At 64.9% G+C, this 19,653-nt stretch carries 21 protein-coding genes; 7 read left to right on the top strand and 14 right to left on the bottom strand.

Going from position 1 to position 19,653, the window contains the following annotated elements; translation table 11 throughout:
* Positions 1-60: 60 nt before the first annotated feature.
* The 7 genes from GVM20_RS08150 to GVM20_RS08180 form a co-directional block, all read right to left on the bottom strand.
* Positions 61-990 (bottom strand): hemolysin family protein, encoded by a 930-nt coding sequence (locus GVM20_RS08150; protein WP_166546707.1) that lies wholly within the window; start codon positions 988-990, stop codon positions 61-63.
* 27 nt (positions 991-1,017) lie between these two features.
* On the bottom strand, positions 1,018-1,497 hold the full coding sequence (ybeY, locus tag GVM20_RS08155) for an rRNA maturation RNase YbeY (RefSeq protein ID WP_166546708.1): 480 nt from the start codon (positions 1,495-1,497) through the stop codon (positions 1,018-1,020).
* Between the two features lie 63 nt (positions 1,498-1,560).
* Complete coding sequence (locus tag GVM20_RS08160; protein ID WP_166546709.1) at positions 1,561-2,757, bottom strand: ABC transporter permease; 1,197 nt, start codon at positions 2,755-2,757, stop codon at positions 1,561-1,563.
* Entirely contained in the window at positions 2,757-3,473 is a 717-nt protein-coding gene (locus GVM20_RS08165) for an ABC transporter ATP-binding protein (RefSeq protein WP_166546710.1), read from the bottom strand. The genes GVM20_RS08160 and GVM20_RS08165 overlap by 1 nt, the downstream gene beginning before the upstream one ends.
* Positions 3,470-4,786: an efflux RND transporter periplasmic adaptor subunit gene (locus GVM20_RS08170; RefSeq protein ID WP_353653126.1), complete on the bottom strand. Its 1,317-nt coding sequence runs from the start codon at positions 4,784-4,786 to the stop codon at positions 3,470-3,472. The genes GVM20_RS08165 and GVM20_RS08170 overlap by 4 nt, the downstream gene beginning before the upstream one ends.
* Positions 4,783-6,240: an efflux transporter outer membrane subunit gene (locus GVM20_RS08175; protein ID WP_166546711.1), complete on the bottom strand. Its 1,458-nt coding sequence runs from the start codon at positions 6,238-6,240 to the stop codon at positions 4,783-4,785. Before GVM20_RS08175 ends, GVM20_RS08170 begins: the two co-directional genes overlap by 4 nt.
* 212 nt (positions 6,241-6,452) lie before the next feature.
* A complete protein-coding gene (locus GVM20_RS08180; protein ID WP_166546712.1) occupies positions 6,453-7,490 on the bottom strand; it encodes a PhoH family protein in 1,038 nt (345 codons plus the stop codon).
* Between the two features lie 225 nt (positions 7,491-7,715).
* Here GVM20_RS08180 and GVM20_RS08185 point away from each other — a divergent pair, with 225 nt between their 5' ends.
* A complete protein-coding gene (locus GVM20_RS08185) occupies positions 7,716-8,507 on the top strand; it encodes a hypothetical protein (protein ID WP_166546713.1) in 792 nt (263 codons plus the stop codon).
* Positions 8,508-9,383: a hypothetical protein gene (locus GVM20_RS08190; protein WP_166546714.1), complete on the top strand. Its 876-nt coding sequence runs from the start codon at positions 8,508-8,510 to the stop codon at positions 9,381-9,383.
* Positions 9,384-9,404: 21 nt separating this feature from the next.
* Here GVM20_RS08190 and miaB read toward each other — a convergent pair whose 3' ends face one another.
* From miaB to GVM20_RS08205, 3 genes are all read right to left on the bottom strand, one after another.
* Complete coding sequence (gene miaB / locus GVM20_RS08195; RefSeq protein ID WP_166546715.1) at positions 9,405-10,745, bottom strand: tRNA (N6-isopentenyl adenosine(37)-C2)-methylthiotransferase MiaB; 1,341 nt, start codon at positions 10,743-10,745, stop codon at positions 9,405-9,407.
* A 58-nt stretch (positions 10,746-10,803) separates the two neighbouring features.
* Entirely contained in the window at positions 10,804-11,673 is an 870-nt protein-coding gene (locus GVM20_RS08200; RefSeq protein ID WP_166546716.1) for an alpha/beta fold hydrolase, read from the bottom strand.
* 83 nt (positions 11,674-11,756) lie between these two features.
* Positions 11,757-12,218, bottom strand: coding sequence for a peptidylprolyl isomerase (locus GVM20_RS08205; RefSeq protein WP_166546717.1), 462 nt, complete (start codon positions 12,216-12,218; stop codon positions 11,757-11,759).
* Positions 12,219-12,322: 104 nt separating this feature from the next.
* On the opposite strand from GVM20_RS08205, the gene mgtE reads away from it, so the two are divergent.
* Genes mgtE through GVM20_RS08230 form a run of 5 tightly spaced genes read left to right on the top strand, consistent with a single transcriptional unit; the run spans position 12,323 to position 16,860 of the window.
* Positions 12,323-13,771 (top strand): magnesium transporter, encoded by a 1,449-nt coding sequence (mgtE, locus tag GVM20_RS08210; protein ID WP_166546718.1) that lies wholly within the window; start codon positions 12,323-12,325, stop codon positions 13,769-13,771.
* Between the two features lie 30 nt (positions 13,772-13,801).
* Positions 13,802-14,560, top strand: coding sequence for a glucose 1-dehydrogenase (locus GVM20_RS08215; RefSeq protein ID WP_166546719.1), 759 nt, complete (start codon positions 13,802-13,804; stop codon positions 14,558-14,560).
* Positions 14,557-15,066, top strand: a complete 510-nt coding sequence (locus GVM20_RS08220; protein ID WP_166546720.1) for a nuclear transport factor 2 family protein — start codon at positions 14,557-14,559, stop codon at positions 15,064-15,066. The genes GVM20_RS08215 and GVM20_RS08220 overlap by 4 nt, the downstream gene beginning before the upstream one ends.
* Positions 15,063-16,436 carry an aromatic ring-hydroxylating oxygenase subunit alpha gene (locus GVM20_RS08225; protein ID WP_166546721.1) on the top strand — a complete coding sequence of 458 codons (1,374 nt, stop codon included), beginning with the start codon at positions 15,063-15,065 and terminating at the stop codon, positions 16,434-16,436. Before GVM20_RS08220 ends, GVM20_RS08225 begins: the two co-directional genes overlap by 4 nt.
* A 31-nt stretch (positions 16,437-16,467) precedes the next feature.
* Positions 16,468-16,860 (top strand): DUF1489 family protein, encoded by a 393-nt coding sequence (locus GVM20_RS08230; RefSeq protein ID WP_160761372.1) that lies wholly within the window; start codon positions 16,468-16,470, stop codon positions 16,858-16,860.
* A gap of 116 nt (positions 16,861-16,976) precedes the next feature.
* On the opposite strand, the gene GVM20_RS08235 is transcribed toward GVM20_RS08230, so the two are convergent.
* The 4 genes from GVM20_RS08235 to GVM20_RS08250 form a co-directional block, all read right to left on the bottom strand.
* Positions 16,977-17,330, bottom strand: a complete 354-nt coding sequence (locus GVM20_RS08235; protein WP_166546722.1) for a hypothetical protein — start codon at positions 17,328-17,330, stop codon at positions 16,977-16,979.
* Positions 17,331-17,354: 24 nt separating this feature from the next.
* Positions 17,355-18,044 carry a DsbA family oxidoreductase gene (locus GVM20_RS08240; protein ID WP_166546723.1) on the bottom strand — a complete coding sequence of 230 codons (690 nt, stop codon included), beginning with the start codon at positions 18,042-18,044 and terminating at the stop codon, positions 17,355-17,357.
* Positions 18,041-18,934, bottom strand: coding sequence for an NAD(+) diphosphatase (nudC, locus tag GVM20_RS08245; protein ID WP_166546724.1), 894 nt, complete (start codon positions 18,932-18,934; stop codon positions 18,041-18,043). The genes GVM20_RS08240 and nudC overlap by 4 nt, the downstream gene beginning before the upstream one ends.
* The coding region (locus GVM20_RS08250; protein ID WP_166546725.1) for a serine hydrolase domain-containing protein at positions 18,934-19,653 on the bottom strand (720 nt) is incomplete at its 5' end. The genes nudC and GVM20_RS08250, both read right to left, overlap by 1 nt.

A 19,653-nucleotide genomic window follows, 5' to 3' on the forward strand; every position in this document is an offset into this window, starting at 1 on the left:
AGATGCCGAATGGATGCAAAAAATCGAAGAAAAAACGCGTGGAGGACGAAAAAGTTGCGCCTATTGCATGTCACTCGCATCTTCGGGCGGGTGCAGCCGCAACCGGGTCACGTGGGTTTCGTCACCCGCTGTTACTTCAATTCGCCAACCGCTCGGATGTTCCAGCACGGTGCCCACAGCAGGCACAGCCTCAGCCAACACGAAGGCGAGGCCGCCCAGCGTGTCGACCGATTCTGCCACTTCAGCAAGACGCGGGTCGATCCGTTCGGCAATATCATCAAGCTCGGCGCGCGCGTCTACGTCCCACATGCCTTCGCCAATGGGGACGATCAGTTCTTCGGGTGTCTCGTCGTGCTCATCCTCGATCTCGCCGACAATTTCCTCGACCAGATCCTCGATCGTGATGAGCCCGTCGGTGCCCGAAAACTCATCAAGCACGATGGCAAGGTGCACGCGCTGGGTGCGCATATCAGCGAGCACGTCCAACGCACCGCGCGCCTGCGGCACATAGAGCGGCTGGCGCATCAGCGTGGTCCAGTCAGCGGGCGGCGGGGTGCCGTTGGCGAGGAAGGGGAACACATCCTTGATGTGGATCATGCCGACCACGCTATCGAGCGTCTCACGATAGACCGGCATTCGCGAATGGCCATGCTCGCTGAAGGCGGCGACCATTTCTTCCCAGCTGATTGACGCATCGACCGCAATGATCTTGCCGCGCGGCACGGCCACGTCATCGGCATCATGTTCGGAAAAGTGGAGGAGGTTGCGCAGCATCTGCCGCTCGACCCGCGACAGGTCACCCCCGCCACTGCCGCCGGTATCGGAACCGGGGCCGCCGTTTTCGTCCTCGTGCTCGTCGATGGCTTCTTCAAGCTGCTCGCGCAGTGAGCGGGCGCCTTCGAGCTTCAGGAGCTTGCGCAGCACAGGCCACAGCCCGCTGCTACTGTCCGCGTCTCCGGATTGAGATGCGGGCGAATGGGAATCGGCCATGGCCTTGAATGGGGCTCCTATGCAGTTTCAAGCGTCATATGGGTCAGCGATGCCCAGTTTGGCAAGTATCGCTGTCTCCAAGGCCTCCATCGCCTCGGCCTGAGCGTCGCTGTCGACATGGTCGTGACCGGCAAGATGGAGCAGGCCGTGAACGATGAGATGAGCGGCGTGGGCTTCCAGCGTCACGCCCTTCTCGGCCGCTTCGCGTGCGCAGGTTTCATAGGCCAGCGCGATATCGCCGAGCATTTCGGGCGGACCGTCCGATGCGAGGGCTTCGAGCTCCCCGCGCTCCAGCATCGGGAAGCTGAGGACGTTGGTTGGCTTGTCCCGCTCGCGCCATTCGCGGTTCAGGGTGTGAACTTCGGCATCGGAGGTGAACAGCAGGCTGGCGATCAGGCGCGGGTTGGCGAGCAGCGGTTCGCCCTCCCCCGCCGCCTGCGCGGCGCGCTCTGCCAGCGCGTCCCAATTGCCCGCAGGCCAGTCTTCGATATCGATGTCGAGTTGCATGTTGGCGCGGCCCTTAGCGCGGAAAGCGCCGCCGCGAAATGCCGGGCTGCGTGCCGCGTCCGCCTATTCGTGCCGCAACGCGTCGATTGGATCGAGTTTGGAGGCGCGGCTGGCGGGGTAGTACCCGAAGACGATCCCCATGCCCGCCGCGAACAGGAAGCTCACCAGATTTATCATCGGATCAAACACGAAGGGCACATCGATAGCCGCGGCGAGCCCGATCGAGGCGCCGAAGCCCAGGGCAATCCCCACCAATCCGCCCAGCGCGCAGAGCACCACCGCCTCGGTCAGGAACTGCAAACGCACCTCCCGTGCCAGCGCACCGATGGCGAGGCGGATGCCGATTTCGCGGGTCCGCTCGGTCACGGACACCAGCATGATGTTCATGATCCCGATGCCGCCCACCAAAAGGCTGATCGAGGCGATCACCGCCACCATCGCCGTCAGCGCGCCCGTCGCCGCGCCAAGCGCCTGATTGACCTGCGCGGTGTCGATGACGTTGAAGTCATTGGGCTGCTCGCCCTGCAACAGCCTGCGTTCCCGCAGCAGATCGACCAGCGAGTCCTGAATGACAGACGGCGCATAGGACGGGTCATACTTCAGCACGAAATAATCGAGGTTGTCGTTGCCGCGGAACCGCCGCTGGACGTTCTTGAGCGGCAGATAGACCGCATCGTCATCATCCGCGCCGTTGCCGCCCTGCCCGCGCTCCTCCATCACGCCGATGACCTGGCACGAGACACCGCCGAGCCGCATCCGCGCGCCGATCGGGCTGGTGCCGGGCACGAAGATCGCTTCGCGCACCTTGAGACCGAGCAGGCAGACGTTCTTGCCTGCCTCTTCCTCGTCCTTGCTGAAGGGGCGACCTTCCTCGACCGTGATCGATTGGGCCTCGAGGAAGTCGTTATTCGAACCGACGACCCGCGTGTCCCAATCTTGCCCGTTATAGAAGGCTGTCGCGTTGGCGGCGACGGTGCCGGCTGCGATTGTCACCCCGGCGATCTGCTGCTCGACCGCCTTCACATCGGCTTCGTCGAACGGGCGGATCGTGCCGCGGTCGGTACGGACCGGGAAAACGATGAAGTTGCTCGCACCGAGCGAGGAAATCTCTTCCTGCACCGACGCTGTGACGCCGTTGCCGAGCGTGACCATCGTCACCACTGCCGCAACCCCGATGATGATCCCGAGCGTTGTCAGGATCGAACGCAGGATGTGCCGCCGGATTTCGCGCAGCGCCAAAAGGAGGGTCGACCCGAGCATCAGACAGCGCTGCCTTCCACGGCATGCGCACTCCGGTCAATCCGTTCGACCAGCCCGTCACGGAAGCGCACGATGGTCTTGGCGTAGGCGGCCATTTCCTCCTCATGCGTGACCATCAGCACAGTGATGCCCTCGCCATTCAGGCGTTGCAGCAGTTGCATGATTTCGACCGAGCGTTCGCTATCGAGGTTGCCGGTCGGTTCATCTGCCAGCAGCACATCGGGCTGCGTCACCAGCGCCCGCGCAATCGCGACGCGCTGTTGCTGGCCGCCGGACAGTTCGGCTGGAGTGTGCGAGGCCCACGGCACCAGCCCGACCTGGTCGAGCGCCCGCATGGCCGATTCGCGCCGCTGGGTCTTGTTCTCACCGCGATAGAGCAGCGGCAGCTCGACATTCTCAAGCGCGGTGGTGCGCGCGAGCAGGTTGAAGCCCTGAAACACGAAGCCGAGATAGCGGCGGCGCAGCAGACTGCGCTGATCGCGGTCCAGCTTTTGCACCTCGACCCCGCGAAACCGGAAGACGCCGCCCGTCGGCACATCAAGGCAGCCGAGGATGTTCATCGTCGTCGACTTGCCCGAACCAGACGGGCCCATGATGGCAACGAACTCGCCGCGTTCGATGGTGAGGTCGACCCCCTTCAGCGCCTGAAACGCTGCCGCCCCGCTGCCGAAGGTCTTGGTGATGCCTTCCAGCTGGATCAGGGGTTCGGCTGTCACTGGGCCGCTGCCTTGATCCCGGTGACGACCTTCATCCCCGGCTTCAGCCCCTTGGAGGTGACCACGGTCCGCCGCCCGTCACTGCGGCCAGTCACGACTTCGATGGCTTTGAGTGTGCCATCGGCTAGCAGCACCTGCACCAGCTGGCGGCTGCCTTCGCCAATGCTGGCCTGCTGCTTGCCATCCTCAAGCCCGATCTGCGGATTGAACACGCCGCCGCCCGCTTCCTCCTCGGTCTCGGGACGGAAGCGGAGCGCCGCATTGGGCACCAGCATCGCGCGGCCGGTGTTCTGGGTCGCGATGGTCGCGGTCGCAGTCATGCCGGGCCGCAGCAGGCCATCGGGGTTCTGCACGGTAAGCCGCGCTTCATAGCTCACCACCGACCCGCCTGTTGCCGCAGCGCCAGTGCCGCCGCTTGCCGCGGCCTGAGTCGTGCCGGTCGAGGCCAGATCGATCCGCTCGACCGTCGCCGGAAACTGCCGACCGGGATAGGCATCGACCGTAAAGGTCGACTTCTGGCCCGGCTTGACCTGCCCCACATCGGCCTCGTCAATCGACACGCGCAGCTGCATGGCGGACAGATCTTCGGCGATCACGAACAGGGTCACGGTGTTGAAGCTGGCAACCACGGTCTGCCCCGGTTCGACCCGGCGGGCGAGCACGACACCGGTGACAGGCGCCCGGATCACCGCGCGGGTGCGGGTGGTGAGGTTACCGTTGAGCGACGCCTGAGCCGCTTCGATATTGGCGCGCGCGGAAGCGACCGCGGCGCGATCACGTTCAACGGCAGCCTCGGCCCGCTCGACCTCGATCTGCGACGGCACGCGCCCGCCTGACAGGCGGCGCACTTCCTCAAGCCGATCGAGCTGGACCTGATCGATCTCGATGGTCGCCTGCGCCTGCGCCAGAGCCGCACGTGCGGCATTGAGATTGGCGCGCGACTGGGCGATCTGCTGGTCGATGATCTCGGTGTTGATGACAGCGATCACCTGCCCCTTGGTCACGCGGTCGTTGACATCGACAAGCACGCTATCGAGCGGGCCGGTGACTTCCGCGCCGACTTCGACCTGGTTGGTCGGGCGCAGGTTGCCGGTCGCGGTAACCGACAGCGACAGCGACTCCTGCACCACCGGAGCGGTGATGTAATCCGGCTTGGGCGCCTCCCCGGTGCATTGCGCGATGCCGAGGATCAGCAGCACCACGATCAGACCGGGCAGCCAATATTTCATCCACCGCCGCCAGCGCGGGCGCGGCTTGGTGCCGAGGAATTCATCGACGCTCGGCTGCTCTTCCGGCTTGCTCAAATCGATCACTTGGTGGGCCCCTTCGCCGCGATGTCGTCAAGGCCAGCGCCCTCAGGCACCGACCATCCCCCGCCCAGCGCGCGCGCCAGACTGATAAAGGCGAGCGCGCGCGATGCCTGAGCGTTGACTTCGGCCGTGCGCGTGCTCAGCAGCTGGCTTTCGGTCACCAGCAGCGTCTGAAAATCGATCAGTCCGGCCTGATATTGGCTGCGGGCGAGGATCGCGGCGTTCTGCGCGCCGTCACTGGCCTCGATCAGAGCCGTGACCCGCGTGCCGCTGGTCTCAAGATCGACGCCTGCGCTTTCGACCTCTTCGAGCGCCACGAGAATACTCTGCCGCCATGCCGCCAGCGAGCCATCGGCAATCGCCTCTGCGCTCTCGATTTGTCCGCGCACCCGGCCGCCATCGAAGATCAGCTGCGTGAGGCCCGCAAAGATATTGCCGGTGACGAGGTCGAACAGGCTGCCCACATCGGTCGCGCTGGTGCCGATCGTGCCACTCAGCCGCACCAGCGGATAGAGCTGCGCGCGGGCGACCCCGATGCGGTCAAGATCAGCGGCCAGCCGGGCCTCGGCACCGCTCACATCGGGACGGCGGCGCAGCATGTCGGCCGGAGCGGACAAGGCAACATCGGTCGGCGGCGCGGGAACGGCGCGCGGCGCTTCGGTCAGGGCACGATAGACCCGGCCGGGGGGCTCACCGATCAGGGTCGAGATCGCATTCGCCACCGCCACCAGATCGCTCTCCAGCAGCGGAATGCTGGCCGCGGTCTGAGCGCGCTGGGTGCGGGCCTGTTCGACGTCGAGGCCGTCGACAAGCCCAGCCTGATTGCGCCAACGCGCGATCTGGAGGTTGTCTTCCTGATTGGCGAGCGTCTCACGCGCAATCGCCAGCTGCGCAGCGAGCGAGCGCGCCGTCACGACCTGGCTTGCCACCTGTGCGACGATCACCCGTTCCAGATCACCGACCGAATAGCCAGCCGATTGCAGATCGGCCCGCGCAGCATCGACCGAGGCATCGAGCCGCCCGAACACATCGGCCTCCCAAACGATATCGCTGCCGAGCGAGAACTGCACATCATCGCTCGCCAGATCGCCGACATCCCGGCTGGCACCGCCACTTCCGGTGATTTGTGGCAAGCGGGCCGCGCGGGCCTGCCGCAAGCCCGCTCTTGCTGATCGCAGCCGGGTCACGGCTTGCGCCAGATCGAGGTTGCTGGTTTGCGCCTGCGCGACGAATTCCTCGACCAGCGGGTCGTTCAGCAGCACCCAGTAGCGATCGAGCGGAATATCGGCCCCGGCAGGCTCGGCCAGAACCCATTGGTCCGGGATTGGCTGAGCGCTCGCCATTGCCGGCGGCGCGGCGCGCGGAATGGCACAGCCGGAGAGAACCATCACCGCGAGCGACAGCGGCACAATTCCGCGCGACACCGCACCTCGGCCCCAAGGGCGATCAGCGGTCATGCGCAATCCCGCAATTGGTAATGAACCACAACGCCCGCCCCTGTGTTGCCGCACAGATCGGAAGAACTATTCCGGCCCCTGGCTCAGGAATAAAACTTCGCCCTTGGCGACTGAAAAATCATTATATTGCTAACAGCCAGCCTCCGTCCCCACAACGCAGTTTCGTCGGACTGACTGCATCGCTCATCGAACAGGCGCGGGCCGCACAGCCGCTAGCCCTCCTCGCCGCCGCCCTCATAGGCCTCGACGATGCGGCCCACGATCGGGTGACGCACCACGTCGGCCGCGGTGAAGCGGATCGTGCCGAAGCCTTCAACCCCCTCAAGCCGCTCGACCGCGTCGTTCAATCCGCTCATCCGCGGACCGCCGGGAATATCGACCTGACGCGGATCGCCGCACACCACCATCCGGCTGTTCTGGCCAAAGCGGGTGAGGAACATTTTCATCTGCTCGCGCGTGGTGTTCTGCGCTTCGTCCAAGATGATGAAGCTGTCGGCGAGCGTGCGCCCGCGCATGAAGGCAATGGGCGCAATCTCAATCTCGCCATTGGCCAGCCGCCTTTCGACCTGTTCCGGGGGCATGCAGTCGTTCAGCGCGTCGTACAAAGGCCGCAAATAGGGATCGACCTTCTCCTTCATGTCGCCGGGGAGGAAGCCGAGCTTCTCCCCCGCTTCCACCGCCGGGCGGGACAGGATCAGGCGCTGCACGCTCCCGGTGATGAGCTGGCTCACCGCCTGCGCGACCGCGATATAGGTCTTGCCGGTGCCCGCCGGGCCCAGCGCGAAGATGATGTCATCCTTTGCCAGCGACCGCATATATTCGATCTGCGTCGCCGAGCGCGGCACGATCGTTTTCTTCCGCGTGCGGATCATGATCGGCGGCGCGTCCATATCGCCCGAGATGATCCCTTCCAGCGTTGGTTCAGCCGACATCGCGATCATCGACTCAACGGCGCCAGCATCCAGCGCCTCTCCGCGCGCCAGCCGGTCATACATGGTCTTCAATGTCTCACGCGCCCGGGCGACGTCATCCTCGGGACCTTCGATCACCACCTGATGCCCGCGGGCGTGGATATAGACCCCGAGCCGGTTTTCCACCTGCACCAGATTGGCGTCGAACTGGCCGAACAACGGCCCCAGCAGAGCCTGATTCTCGAAGGTCAAATCAACCCGCGCGCGCCGCGGTTCCGGAATGCCGCGCGGATCAGGCGAGAGCGCCGGGTGTCCGGCACGGGAGGGTCGTCGGCCCATAGGTTCCTTTGGCTGCGGCCGTGGGACAATCCCTCGTCCGTGAGTCGTGAGGGTAAGCGGCCCCCCGCGCAAAGCAAGCAGGCTGCGGCGAGATGGCGGTGGATAGTCATCGAAACGCCGCCAAACGAGGTCCTCCGCGAGCGGAACCAGCCCTCGCCGGAAGAATCGCATTCACCCGGGATTAAGCTTTAAGATGTTGATATTTCGCCGAAGGAGCCGCTATCAATGAAGCATAGCCTCACAGTCCTCGCCGCATTCGCTACCGCGATCAGCGCCCCTGCCGCTGCTGAAGACGCACCCCCGGCGGATGAGGCAGTGATCGACTGGGGGCTCACGCTGGCCGGGAACGTGCTGCCCGAAGGCAAGCTTCACAGGCTGCGACACCCGATGTGCCTGCTGGTCGCTGCCGAAGACAAGGCGCTTGCCAAAATCGTGGCAGAGCGCGTCGTCGAGAATGCCGAGCAGGCAGGCGTCGCCGTGAAGCGCGGACGCTGCGATCCCAACACGCTGATCGCTGTCACCGATGACGCGGTCGGGCAGCTGCGCGATATGCGCAATCAGTACCTCCAGTTTTACGGCGCGCACTATCTCCAGCAGCTCGACGAGATGTTCGCAACCGAAACTGCCAGCTTTGCTTTCCACGAACCGGTGCAGCTGTGGATGGGGCCCGAGGTCTTTCAGGGGCAGCGCGAGGTCATCGGTCAGCCGGACGTCTTCGGTGCGGCCGTGGTGATCGAACGGGCAGCGACCGAAGGGCTCGATCCAGTGCAGCTCGCTGATCATGCGACGCTCCGGCTGCTGGCCCCGACCATCAATGCCAGCAAGTTGCCGCAGGACGCTCCGGTGGGCGCCACGACCATCCTTGCCCTGTTCAGCGACCGCGACAGCGCGCCACGCGAGATGACGGCATTCGACCGCGCCTATCTACGCTCGCTCTACGCCATGCCGCGCGGCAGCTCGGCGCGGACCGTGATGGCGCGGGCGTCCAAGATCGCTCTGGCATACGAGGGCAAGTAGATGAAAGCCGCCGGTCTGGCTCTGGCAGCGGCTCTGGCCATCCCCGCCGCCGCGCAGGAGGTGGACCCGCCGCCGATCGTGGTTGAGAGTGAAAAGCCCCAGACCGAAGCCGCCCTCACCGATCTTGCCCGCGATCTGGCGGGTCATCCGCGCCCACGCCGCCCGCTGGCGCGGTTTGAACAGCCGCTCTGCCTGATGGTCGCAGCGGGCGACGCGGACCTTGCCCGCGAAGTTGCGACACGGATCATCGACAATGCACGAAGCGCCAAGGTTCCAGTGCGCAAAAGCGGGTGCAAGCCCAATGCGTTGCTCGCCTTCTCGGACGATGCCCACGCCCAGCTGCGCGATATACGCAAAAGCGGGCGGCGGCTGTTTGCCGGGATCAGCGCGCGCGAGATCGACGCGGCGATGGGCGCGCGCGATCCGGTCTATGTGTTCCAGGCGAGCCGAGAAACCTCCGCCACCGGGCCAGCGATTGTCGCCAGTCCCGAAGCTGGCGGCTCGGGTGGCATTCCAGGGCCAACCAACCAGATCTGGAGCGCAGGGCGCCTGAAGCGTGAGACCCGCGAAGACATGCTCGCCGTGCTGGTCGTCGTCGATAATGGCGCGATTGCGGGCCTCAGTCCGGTTCAGATCGCCGACTATGCCAGCCTGCGCCTGCTCGCGCCCACAGGCGAAGTCGATATGGCCGAGGCTGACGCGCCGCGCACGATCATGACGCTGTTCCTTGCGCCCGGGAACGCCCCTTCCGCGATGACCCGCTTCGACCGCGCCTATCTCAAGGCACTCTACCGGATGCCCGCAGGGGCCTTTGCGTCCGAAGTGCTCCGCGCCGCAGTGGTGGACGTCACGCGCGGGTCGGAGGACGAGGGATGACGCTTTCGTCGGAGCACATTCTCAGGCGGGGGTGGTAACGACGCCCCTGAGCGAATTTGGCCCCGCATCGGCGAGTGTCACTTCGACCAGATCGCCGATGGCATAATCGCCCTCGAACCACACCGATTGCAGCCACGGCGACTTGCCGAGCCATTGGCCGGGGTCGCGGCCGGTGCGATCAATCAGGACGGCGCAGGTCTTGCCGACGCTCGCCTGATTGAAGGCGTATTGGTGGTGCGCGAGACGGGCCTGCAAGCGTTGAAGGCGGTCGGCCATCACGTCTGGCGCAATCTGCCCCTCCATCGTCGCCGCAGGGGTGCCGGGACGGGGCGAGTATTTGAAGCTGAAGCACGCGGCGTAGCGAACTTCGTCGACGATCCTGAGCGTGTCTTCAAACTCCGCCTCGGTCTCGCCCGGAAAGCCGACGATGAAATCGCCTGACAGAGCAATATCGGGCCGCGCCGCCCGGAAGCGCTCGATGACCCTCAGATAGCTTTCCGCCGTGTGCTGGCGGTTCATCGCCTTGAGGATGCGGTCATTCCCCGCCTGCACGGGCAAGTGCAGATAGGGCATGAGCTTGTCCACCTCGCCATGTGCGGCGATCAGCGCGTCGTCCATGTCGTTGGGGTGGCTGGTGGTGTAGCGGATGCGCTCCAGCCCATCGATCCGGGCGAGCGCGTGGATCAGGCCTGCCAACCCGGTGCGGCGGCCCCGGTCGTCCTCGCCGCGCCACGCATTGACGTTCTGGCCGAGCAGTGTGATCTCCTTCGCGCCCGCTTCGACCAGCTTCTGCGCCTCGGCAACAAGGTGCGCAAAGGGCCGCGAGATTTCCGCGCCGCGGGTATAGGGCACCACGCAATAGGTGCAGAACTTGTCACAGCCTTCCTGCACCGTCAGGAACGCGCTGGGTCCCCGTTTCTTGCGCTGCGGGAGCGCGTCAAACTTGGCGATGGCGGGCATGTCGGTATCGGTTGCGCGCTTGCCCTGCACCGCTTGCCCGAGCATCTCCGGCAGGCGGTGATAGGCCTGCGGGCCAACCACGATGCTCACCGCAGGCGCGCGGCGCATGATCTCTTCGCCTTCGGCCTGAGCAACACAGCCCGCCACAGCGATCAGCGGTTGCTTGCCGGCCTGCTTGCCCGCCAGCACCAAGCGGCCAATATCCGAATAGACCTTCTCGGCGGCCTTCTCACGGATGTGGCAAGTGTTGAGGATGACGAGATCGGCGTCCTCTCCTTCGGACGCCGGCGCGATGCCGCGGTCTCCCAGAAGCTCGGCCATCCGCTCGCCATCATAGACGTTCATCTGGCAGCCGAAGCTCTTGACGCGGTAGGTTCTGGGAGGGGCGGCGGCAGGTTTCATCAGGCCCGCGCCTTTAGCGCCGATGGTGCGCGCGTTCAATCGCCGCTGCGCCCGATGGTTACCTGCGCTTGCCCTCGGGCTCACGCAGGCTGTTGTGGACGCAGGGCTCTTCCGGCTTGGTGCCCGGCCCGGGGTGCGGCTTGTCCTCCGGCCCGCACTCCACGAACGGCTTGGTGATGCCGTTGGCCTTCATCACCTCGAGGGCGTCGCGGCTGGCATAGGCCGCGATCCAGGTGATGCATTCGGCCAGCGGCCGCACTTTATGCTTGGTGATACTGCCCTTGCGCGGCTCACAATTGATGGTGAAGACATTAGCCGCAGGCGGCTCACTGCTGCGCGCAAACCGCCGCAGAAACTCGCCGCGCTCGTTGAAGACGGTCCGCCGCAGAGCATTGGCGCGCACTTCATCGCGATAGAAAGGCGAGGTGTTGAACAGGAAGGCGCGCACTTCGGGATGCGCGTTAGAAACCTCTGTCGCCAATGCGCCGCCGAGCGAATGGCCGGCCACCACCCACGGCAGATCATTGCCCAGCCGCTCGCGTTCGGCATCGAAATAGCGCAGCGCCAGTTCGATCTGGTCATTGCGCAGCGTGCCGAAGAAGATGTCGGAGAGGCCTTTGAAATCGGTGCCGCGGAAAGCGAGCACCCGCGCGACGGGCTTGCGGGCGGCATCGCTCCCCGTGCCCGGCGCATACTGATTGAACAGCTCGTAGCTGAACCCCTTGCCCGCATCCTCGGGCGCGATCGGCATATGCTCGATGCGCTGGAGCACCCGGCCCGGCTTGGCGAAAAGGTCATCATCGCCTGTGTAGGCGTTGGTCGAGGCGACCGCATAGGGCCACGCTTCGACCGCCGCCTCGCGCACAAAGCCGCACCACCCGCCAGGCTCAAGCTGGCAGGGTGAACGCGCCTGCGTGATGTCGGGCAAGGTGGCACACCCACCTAAAAGCAATGCGCCCAAGCCCACTGCTACCGAACGAATTTTCACCCCCTGGGACCCCTCCGCCCCCGTCAGGCCACCGTGGCCTTGACGATCTTGCCGGGGCTGCGCGGCGGTTCGCCCTTGGGCAGGGCGTGGACGTGTTCCATGCCGCTCGTGACCTGACCCCACACGGTGTACTGCTTGTCGAGGAAGCGCGCATCATCAAGGCAGATGAAGAACTGCGAATTGGCGCTGTTCGGGTTCTGCGCGCGGGCCATCGAGCACACGCCTTCGACGTGCGGTTCGGCGTTGAATTCGGCGGCGAGGTCGGGCTTGTCGCTGCCGCCCATGCCGGTTCCGGTCGGGTCGCCGCCCTGCGCCATGAAGCCATTGATAACGCGGTGGAAGATCACGCCATCATAGAAGCCTTCGCTCGCCAGTTCGGTGATGCGCGCGACGTGGCCGGGAGCCAGATCGGGGCGCAGCTTGATCACGACGTCGCGGGCCTCGCCGTCGCCGGTGTCGAGGGTAAACGTGAGGGTATCGGCCATTTGTCTGTCTCCGAGTAACAATTTGGGCGGTTCTATAGCGGTCGTGGCGAGCCTGTCACCCTCCCCGCTTGCTTTTCATAGGTCGCTCCGTAAACGCCTCTCATATGGCCGAAGATCGCATCCACGACGACGACCTTGCGCTCGCCGATCACGGTGAGGGCGAAGTGCGTCCGGATGACCGGGTCGATGATGAGCGCCATGACCAGGAAAACCGGCTCAAGCCTGCCTATGTGAGCGCGGTCCACGATGCGCTGGAAGCGGGCGACAAGGGCGCGGTCTATGACCTGGTCGAGCCGCTCCATGCTGCCGACATCGCTGACCTGATCGAACTGCTGGAACCGCGCGAACGCGCACAGCTGGCCTCCGCGATCAGCGATCTGATGACCAGCGACGTCATCGCGGAGCTGAACGATTACGTCCGCGAAGACCTCATGGACACGCTGTCCGCGCAGGCCGTCGCGGTGATCGCCGAACAGCTCGACACCGACGATGCGGTGCAGCTGATCGAGGATCTCGACGAAGACGATCAGCGCGCGGTGATGGCCGAGCTGGAGCCGGAAACCCGCGCGGCGGTTTCCAGCGCGCTTGCTTACCCCGAGGAAACCGCCGGCCGTTTGATGAGCCGGCATTTCGTGGCGGTGCCCGAACATATGAGCGTCGGCGATCTGATCGATTACCTGCGCGAAAACGGCGATATCGAGCATGACTTCTTCGAAGTCTTCGTGATCGACGAAAGGCACCATCCGGTCGGCACCTGCGCGCTGAACTGGATCCTCACGACCCCGCGCTCCGTGCGCCTGACTGACCTGATGAAGCGCGACCAGACCCTGATCCCGGTGACGATGGATCAGGAAGAGGCCGCGCTGATGTTCCAGAAATACGCGCTGATTTCGGCTGCAGTGGTGGACGAGAGCGGGCGGCTGGTGGGGCAGATGACGGTCGACGATATCGTCCACATCATCTCCGAAGAAGCGGGCGAGGATGCGCTGCTGCTGTCGGGTGCGGGCGACGGCGACATCAACGAGCCGATCCGTGAAGCCTATACTGCCCGCGTGCGCTGGCTGATCGCGAACCTTGGGACGGCGGTGATCGCCTCATCAATCATCGCGCTGTTCGGCGCGGCGATTGAACAATTGGTGGCGCTCGCCATCCTCATGCCGATTGTCGCCAGCATCGGCGGCAATGCGGGCACGCAGACAATGGCCGTGGCGGTGCGCGCGATTGCGACCAACCAGCTGACCCGTTCCAACACCCGCCGCATCCTGTGGCGCGAATTCCGCGTCGCGTTGCTCAATGGCGGCACAATCGCAATGCTGATCGGCGCGGCGACCGGCATCCTGTTCACGCCGATGATGGGTCTGGTGATCGGCATGGCGATGATCATCAACATCGCGATTGCCGGGATTGCGGGCGTGGCCGTGCCGGTGATTTTCGAACGGCTGGATCAGGACCCGGCGGTCGCCTCCAGCGTGTTTGTCACCATGATCACGGATTCGATGGGCTTCTTCGCCTTCTTAGGTTTGGCAGTGGCGATGGGTCTGGCCACGTTCTAACTCTCTCCCAGACGATAAAGGGAGAGAGTGATGGCAGGACGTGTGGCAGGCAAAGTGGTGCTGCTGACAGGCGGCGCTATGGGTCTGGGCAAGGCGGCGACCAAGGCTCTGATGGCCGAAGGCGCGACTGTCATCATCACCGATATCGACGAGGCCGCCGGCCGTGCCACGGCAACGGAACTGGGCTGCGATTACCTTCATCAGGACGTTACCGACTGGGGACGCTGGCAGGCGATCATTGCCGAGGTCGAAGCCAGCCACGGGCGGCTCGACGTGCTGGTGAACAACGCCGCGATCACCGTGTTCGGCTCCATTGCCGACATCTCGCCGGAGGATTTCAAGCGCTGCTACACGGTCGATGTCGATTCGATCTTCATGGGCTGCAAGGCGGCGATCCCCTTGATGGCCAAGGGTGGGGGCGGCTCCATCGTCAACTTCTCCAGCGCGGCGGGCAACAAGCCCTCGCCCGATCTGGCCGCCTATAACAGCGCCAAGGCCGCAGTCGTGACGCTGACCAAGTCCATCGCGCTCTACTGCGCGCGCGAGAAGAATGGCGTGCGGGTGAACTCGGTGCAACCGGGCACGATCCTCACCCCCAACGTCGAAAGCGTGATCGCGGGCACCCCCGATCCCGATGCCACCCGCGCGGCCTTCTCCATCGCCCAGCCCATCGGCCGCATGGGCGAGGTTGAGGATATCGCGCATCTCGTCGTCTATCTCGCCAGCGACGAGAGCAAGTTCGCCACCGGGGCGCCGTTTATTGTCGATGGCGGCCTGAGCATCGCATGATGGGCACCGCGGACGATCGCTTCGCCATCATCGACCTCGCAGCGCTCTACATGCGCGGGCTCGACCGGCTTGATGGCGACTTGCTGCTGGCACAGTTCTGGCCCGGGGCGCGCTGCGAATACGGGGTGTTCAGTGGCCCGGCGGAAGACTTCGCCGCCTTCTGCATGAAGATGCTCAAAGAGCATCAGCGCAACCACCACATGCTCGGCCAGCATCTCATCGACTTCACCGGCCCTAACGAGGCCTATGGCGAGGTCTATTACCAAGCCTACCACCGCGTTTTCGATAACAGCGGGGACGCACGCGATCTGTTTATCGCGGGCCGTTATGTCGACCGCTACGAGCGGCGCGATGGCGTCTGGAAATTCGCCTACCGTAGCGAGTTGGTCGACTGGGTGCGCGATGATCCGGCCACCGATGGCATGGTCGCAGTCGCGCCCTTCATCATGGGCCAGCGTAAGCCCGACGATCCCCTCTACAACCGCCAGGCGATGAGACACCCATGACCCGACCCGATCTGACCGCCCCGTCCGACCCCGCCCTCGCCCCCGGTGAGGCGCGCTGTCCCGGCCTGTCGATGCAGGACATCCTCGATGCGGACGGCGATAATGCCCCCGCCGCGATGCGCGAGGAGGCCTACACCTTCCTCGGCGACACAGACGTGCCCTTTGCCCGTTACACCGACCCGGCGTTCCACGATCTCGAGATGGAGCGCCTCTGGCCCAACGTCTGGCAATGGGCCTGCCGCGAAGAGCACATTCCCGGTGTCGGCGACCGTTACGTCTACGACGTCGGGCGCCATTCGGTGCTTGTGGTGCGCGGGGCCGACATGGCGATCCGCGCCTTCGTCAATTCCTGTCCGCACCGGGGGATGAAGTTCGCCGCCGAAGGCTCCCGCGGGGTCAGGCGCGCCAATATCCGCTGCCCGTTCCACGGGATGAGCTGGAACCTCGACGGAACCTTGCGCGAAATTCCCTGCCGCTGGGACTTTCCTCATGTGTCAGACGAGACCTTCGGCCTCGATGAAGTCGCCTGCGACACCTGGGGCGGGTTTGTGTTCATCCACATGGGCGACAATCCCCCGCCACTCGCCGAGCAGCTTGAGGTGATGCCGGAGCACTTCAAGCTTTGGCCGATGGATGATCGCTATGTCGCGCTTCACACCGAAAAGGTGCTGCCAGCGAATTGGAAGATGGCGATGGAGGCCTTCCTCGAAGCCTTCCACGTGCTCGAAACCCACGCACAGGCGGTCTACACCGCTGCCGATGCCAATGCGCAATACGACATCTTCGGCAAGCACGTCTCGCGCTTTATCCATGCGGTCGGCGTGCCCAGCCCGCACCTGAAGCAGGACATCAGCGAGCAGACCCTGTTCGGCAAGCTCGGGCGCGATCCCGCTGCCCTGCCCCCCGGCGCCTCGGCCCGCGCCGAACACGCGCGGCGGCTGCGTGAGGAACTGGGCGCGGCCTTTGGCACCGATCTGTCGCAAGTCTCCACAACCGAGATGATGGACTCGATCGAATACTTCCTCTTCCCCAACGCCTTCTTCTTCCCCGGGATCGGCATCCGCCTGTGTTACCGCTTCCGCCCGCTGGGGCCGGACGAGTGCCTGCACGAAATCCTCGTCCTCCAGCCGATCCCCGCGAACGGCGAGCGCCCCGCACCCGCGACACCGATCCGGCTCGAAATTGAGGACAGTTACACCACCGTCCCCGGCTTCGCGCTCGCTGAGATCCTCGATCAGGATACCGACAACCTCGCGCTCCAGCGGGACGGGGCCAAAGCCTCGCGCAAGGGCGCGCAGACGCTCGGCAATTATCAGGAGGCGCGCATCCGCCAGCTGCAACTGACGCTCGACTCCTATCTGGCCGGTTGACACGCGCGAAGGGGCGCGTGACAGCGGGGTCATGCCGCTTCACCTGACCAAGATCGCCTTCGGGGCGAAAAGCTATGATCATCTCGAAGGCTGGTATGAGGGGCGCGGCGAGATCCGCCTGACCACCCGCAACCGGCCCACGCGGCATGAGGAAGTGGTGGGCGGCTCGCTCTACTGGATCATCAACCACGCCATCGTGGCGCGCTCACCGATTCTCGGCTTCGTGAAGACCGATGATGGGCGCTGGGACATCGTGCTCGAACCCACCCTGATCCGCGTCCATCAGCAGGCCAAGCGCGCGCATCAGGGGTGGCGTTACCTGACCGACGAGAAAGCGCCCAAGGATCTCGCCGCGGGTGAGGATATCGGCGACGCGCTGCCCGGCAAGCTGGCGATGAAGCTGGAGCGGCTGGGGCTGGTTTAGGCCCTCCCCGTCACCCCAGCCAATGCTGGGGCCTAGGGCCTCGAACGCAGTGGTAGCCGCTCTAGGTCACAGCTTTCGCTGGGATGACGATCTTGGAAAGGCTATTTCCTCCAGCGTCAGTCGGCATCCATCGGCCTGATCCGCGCGCGCCGCTGCTTTAGCCAGCGCTTGACGATGAACGCGATAGAAACTGCCACCACCGTCGCAGGAATGAACCAGATGAACGCGAACAGCGCCAACTCCGCGCTCGTCCCACCGGTAACGAGCTTGTGGCTGTGCCACATGTGAACGAACATGCATTTGCGTCTGCAGGTGAAGCCATAATCTTCTGGCCAACCGATGTTTCCGGCAAGGAGGGCGAAAATCAGTCCATAGGCAAGGATAGGCACCAGAATTGTTGCGAAAAGCAGGAAGAAACGCACCGGACCAAGCTGGCGAAACAGGGCTCCGATTTCCGTAAACGTCTTCATGGCAAGCGGCAGCGCTGCAGTGCTTTACTGGGCCGCCGCCCGCGTCTTTTCCGCCACGCGCCGCAATGCATTGACGTACACATCAGGCGACTGCGCGCCCGGGATCAGGAACTTGCCTTCCACGATCATCGCCGGAACGCCCGAGATGTTCAAGTCCCACGCCTGCGCCTCTTCTGCGAGGACGCGGGCTTCGAGGTCGGGATCGTCCAGCGCCGCCTTCGCCGCCGCGCGGTGGAGGCCCGCTTCGGCTGCGATGTCGAGCAGAACAGCCCTGTCGGAGAGGTTCCGCCGCTCGTTGAAATGCGCGCGGAACAGGGCGAGCTTCAAGCTGGTCTGCACCTCAGGCCCGGCCTGCTCCAGCGCGAAGGCGAGCAGTTTGTGACAGTCCCGCGTGTTCCACATCATGGCTGGCGGGGCCTCACCATCCCCCTCGTAGGAGAGCGATACGCCTGCGCCTTCCGCAATCGCCTTCATCTGGCCGCGAATGCGCGCGCCTTCCTCGGCGGGGCGACCATATTTGCGTTGGAGATGCGCTTCCTGCTCCTCGCCCTCGGCAGGCATCTGCGGGTTCAGCTCGAACGGCCGCCAGCGGATGTCTGCCGCGATTTCGCCCTCCAATTCGCCCAAGGCCTTGGTCAATTGGCCGTAACCGATCAGGCACCAGGGGCACATGACATCGGAATAGATGTCGATGGTGAGGCGATGAGTGGTCAACGGTCGAGCCACCAGGCGACCAAATGATGCGCAATCGCAAAGGGGCGCGGGAAGTAGAGGAGTTCGGTGCCGTGCTCCCCTGCCGCGCGAGCCTCTTCCAGCTCCGCGCGGGTGAACCAGCGCGCGTCTTCCAGTTCGGTGCGGTCGATGGTGAGTTCGGGATCATCCGCGACCGACGTGCAGCCGATCATCAGCTGGCTCGGGAACGGCCACGGCTGGCTGGCGATATAGCGCACATCGCGCACCCGGACGCCCGCCTCTTCGTGGATCTCGCGCGCCACGGCTTCCTCGATCGTCTCGCCCGGCTCGACGAAGCCCGCGAGCGCGGAATACATCTTGGGCGGAAAGCGCGGCTGGCGGCCGAGCAGCAGGCGATCCTCATGCTCGACCAGCATGATCGTCACCGGATCGGTGCGCGGGAAGTGATCCGCGCCGCAATTGTCGCAATGCCGCTGCCAGCCGCCCTTCACGGGCTTGGTCGCCCCGCCGCAGCGCGCGCAGAAGCGGTGCCGCGCGTGCCAATCGACGAGGCTCCTCGCCCCGCCATAGATCGCCAGATCGGGCGGCGAGAGCAGTTGCATCAGCTGCCATGCCGCAGGCTGCGCATAGGCCGGGCCTTCCGCGCCCGCAGGCGGGACGGGAGCAAAATGTGCCTTGCCGTCCATCATCCCGAGGAACACCAGCTCGGCATCCTCGGCCACATCGGCAAGGCTGCCCCAAACGAGCCCGCCCACATCGTCCACCCCCGGCAGCAACCCATCGAGCAACAGCACCCGCGCGCGCCAGTTCATCAGGCCCGCCAGCGCATCATCATCGACGCGGATGTGATCCGCCCGGTCGAGCGGCGAGCCTGCGAAGGCCATCATGGGCGCGGCGGCAGGCGCGTGCATCAGGCGGCCTTCTTCTTGGCGCGCATGGCGGCAAGGTCAGCTTCCATCGCGGCGATGAATTCATCGCGGATCGGATAGGCTTCGGACGGCATGTACTGAGTCCACAGGCACGAGCGCAGGTTGAGGTCGAAATCGACCGCCGCCAGCGTCCCCGCAGCCCCGCCCCAGCCGAAGGTGGCCCCCTTCGAGCGGCCGCCTGCGCCGTGGCCTTCGCCCTCCAGCCAGCTACCGGTGAGATCGACCGTCGCCGGGATCAGATCTGACACGCCCACGCGCACCGCTTCCTCGCTCATCACGAACTTGCCGTCGAGCCTGCCGTAACCGAGCAGCATCCGCAGGAAGCGGTCGTAATCCTTGGGGCTCGACACCAGCCCACCGCCGCCAGCAGGGACTTCGGGTGCATCGAGGTAGATTGAGTTGGCCGCCGGATCGAGCGGGAAGACATTGCCGCCCAGCACGCCGATATTGTCGGTCAGGCGATGCGCCTCGCTCGCGGGCACCTGCATCCAGGTGCTGGTCATGCCGCAGGGATCGAAGATGCGCTTTTTCAGAAACGCCTCGAACTCCATCCCGCTCACCACTTCGATCACCCGGCCCAGCAGGTCGATCGAACAGGAATAGCTCCACTTGGTCGCAGGCTGATACATCAGCGGCAGCTCGGCCAAGCGATCGGCCCAGGCGGCAAGGCCCGGTGCCGGAGTGACGACCGGGAAGCCGGG

The organism is Porphyrobacter sp. SLTP (assembly GCF_009905735.1).
Lineage (GTDB): Bacteria > Pseudomonadota > Alphaproteobacteria > Sphingomonadales > Sphingomonadaceae > Erythrobacter.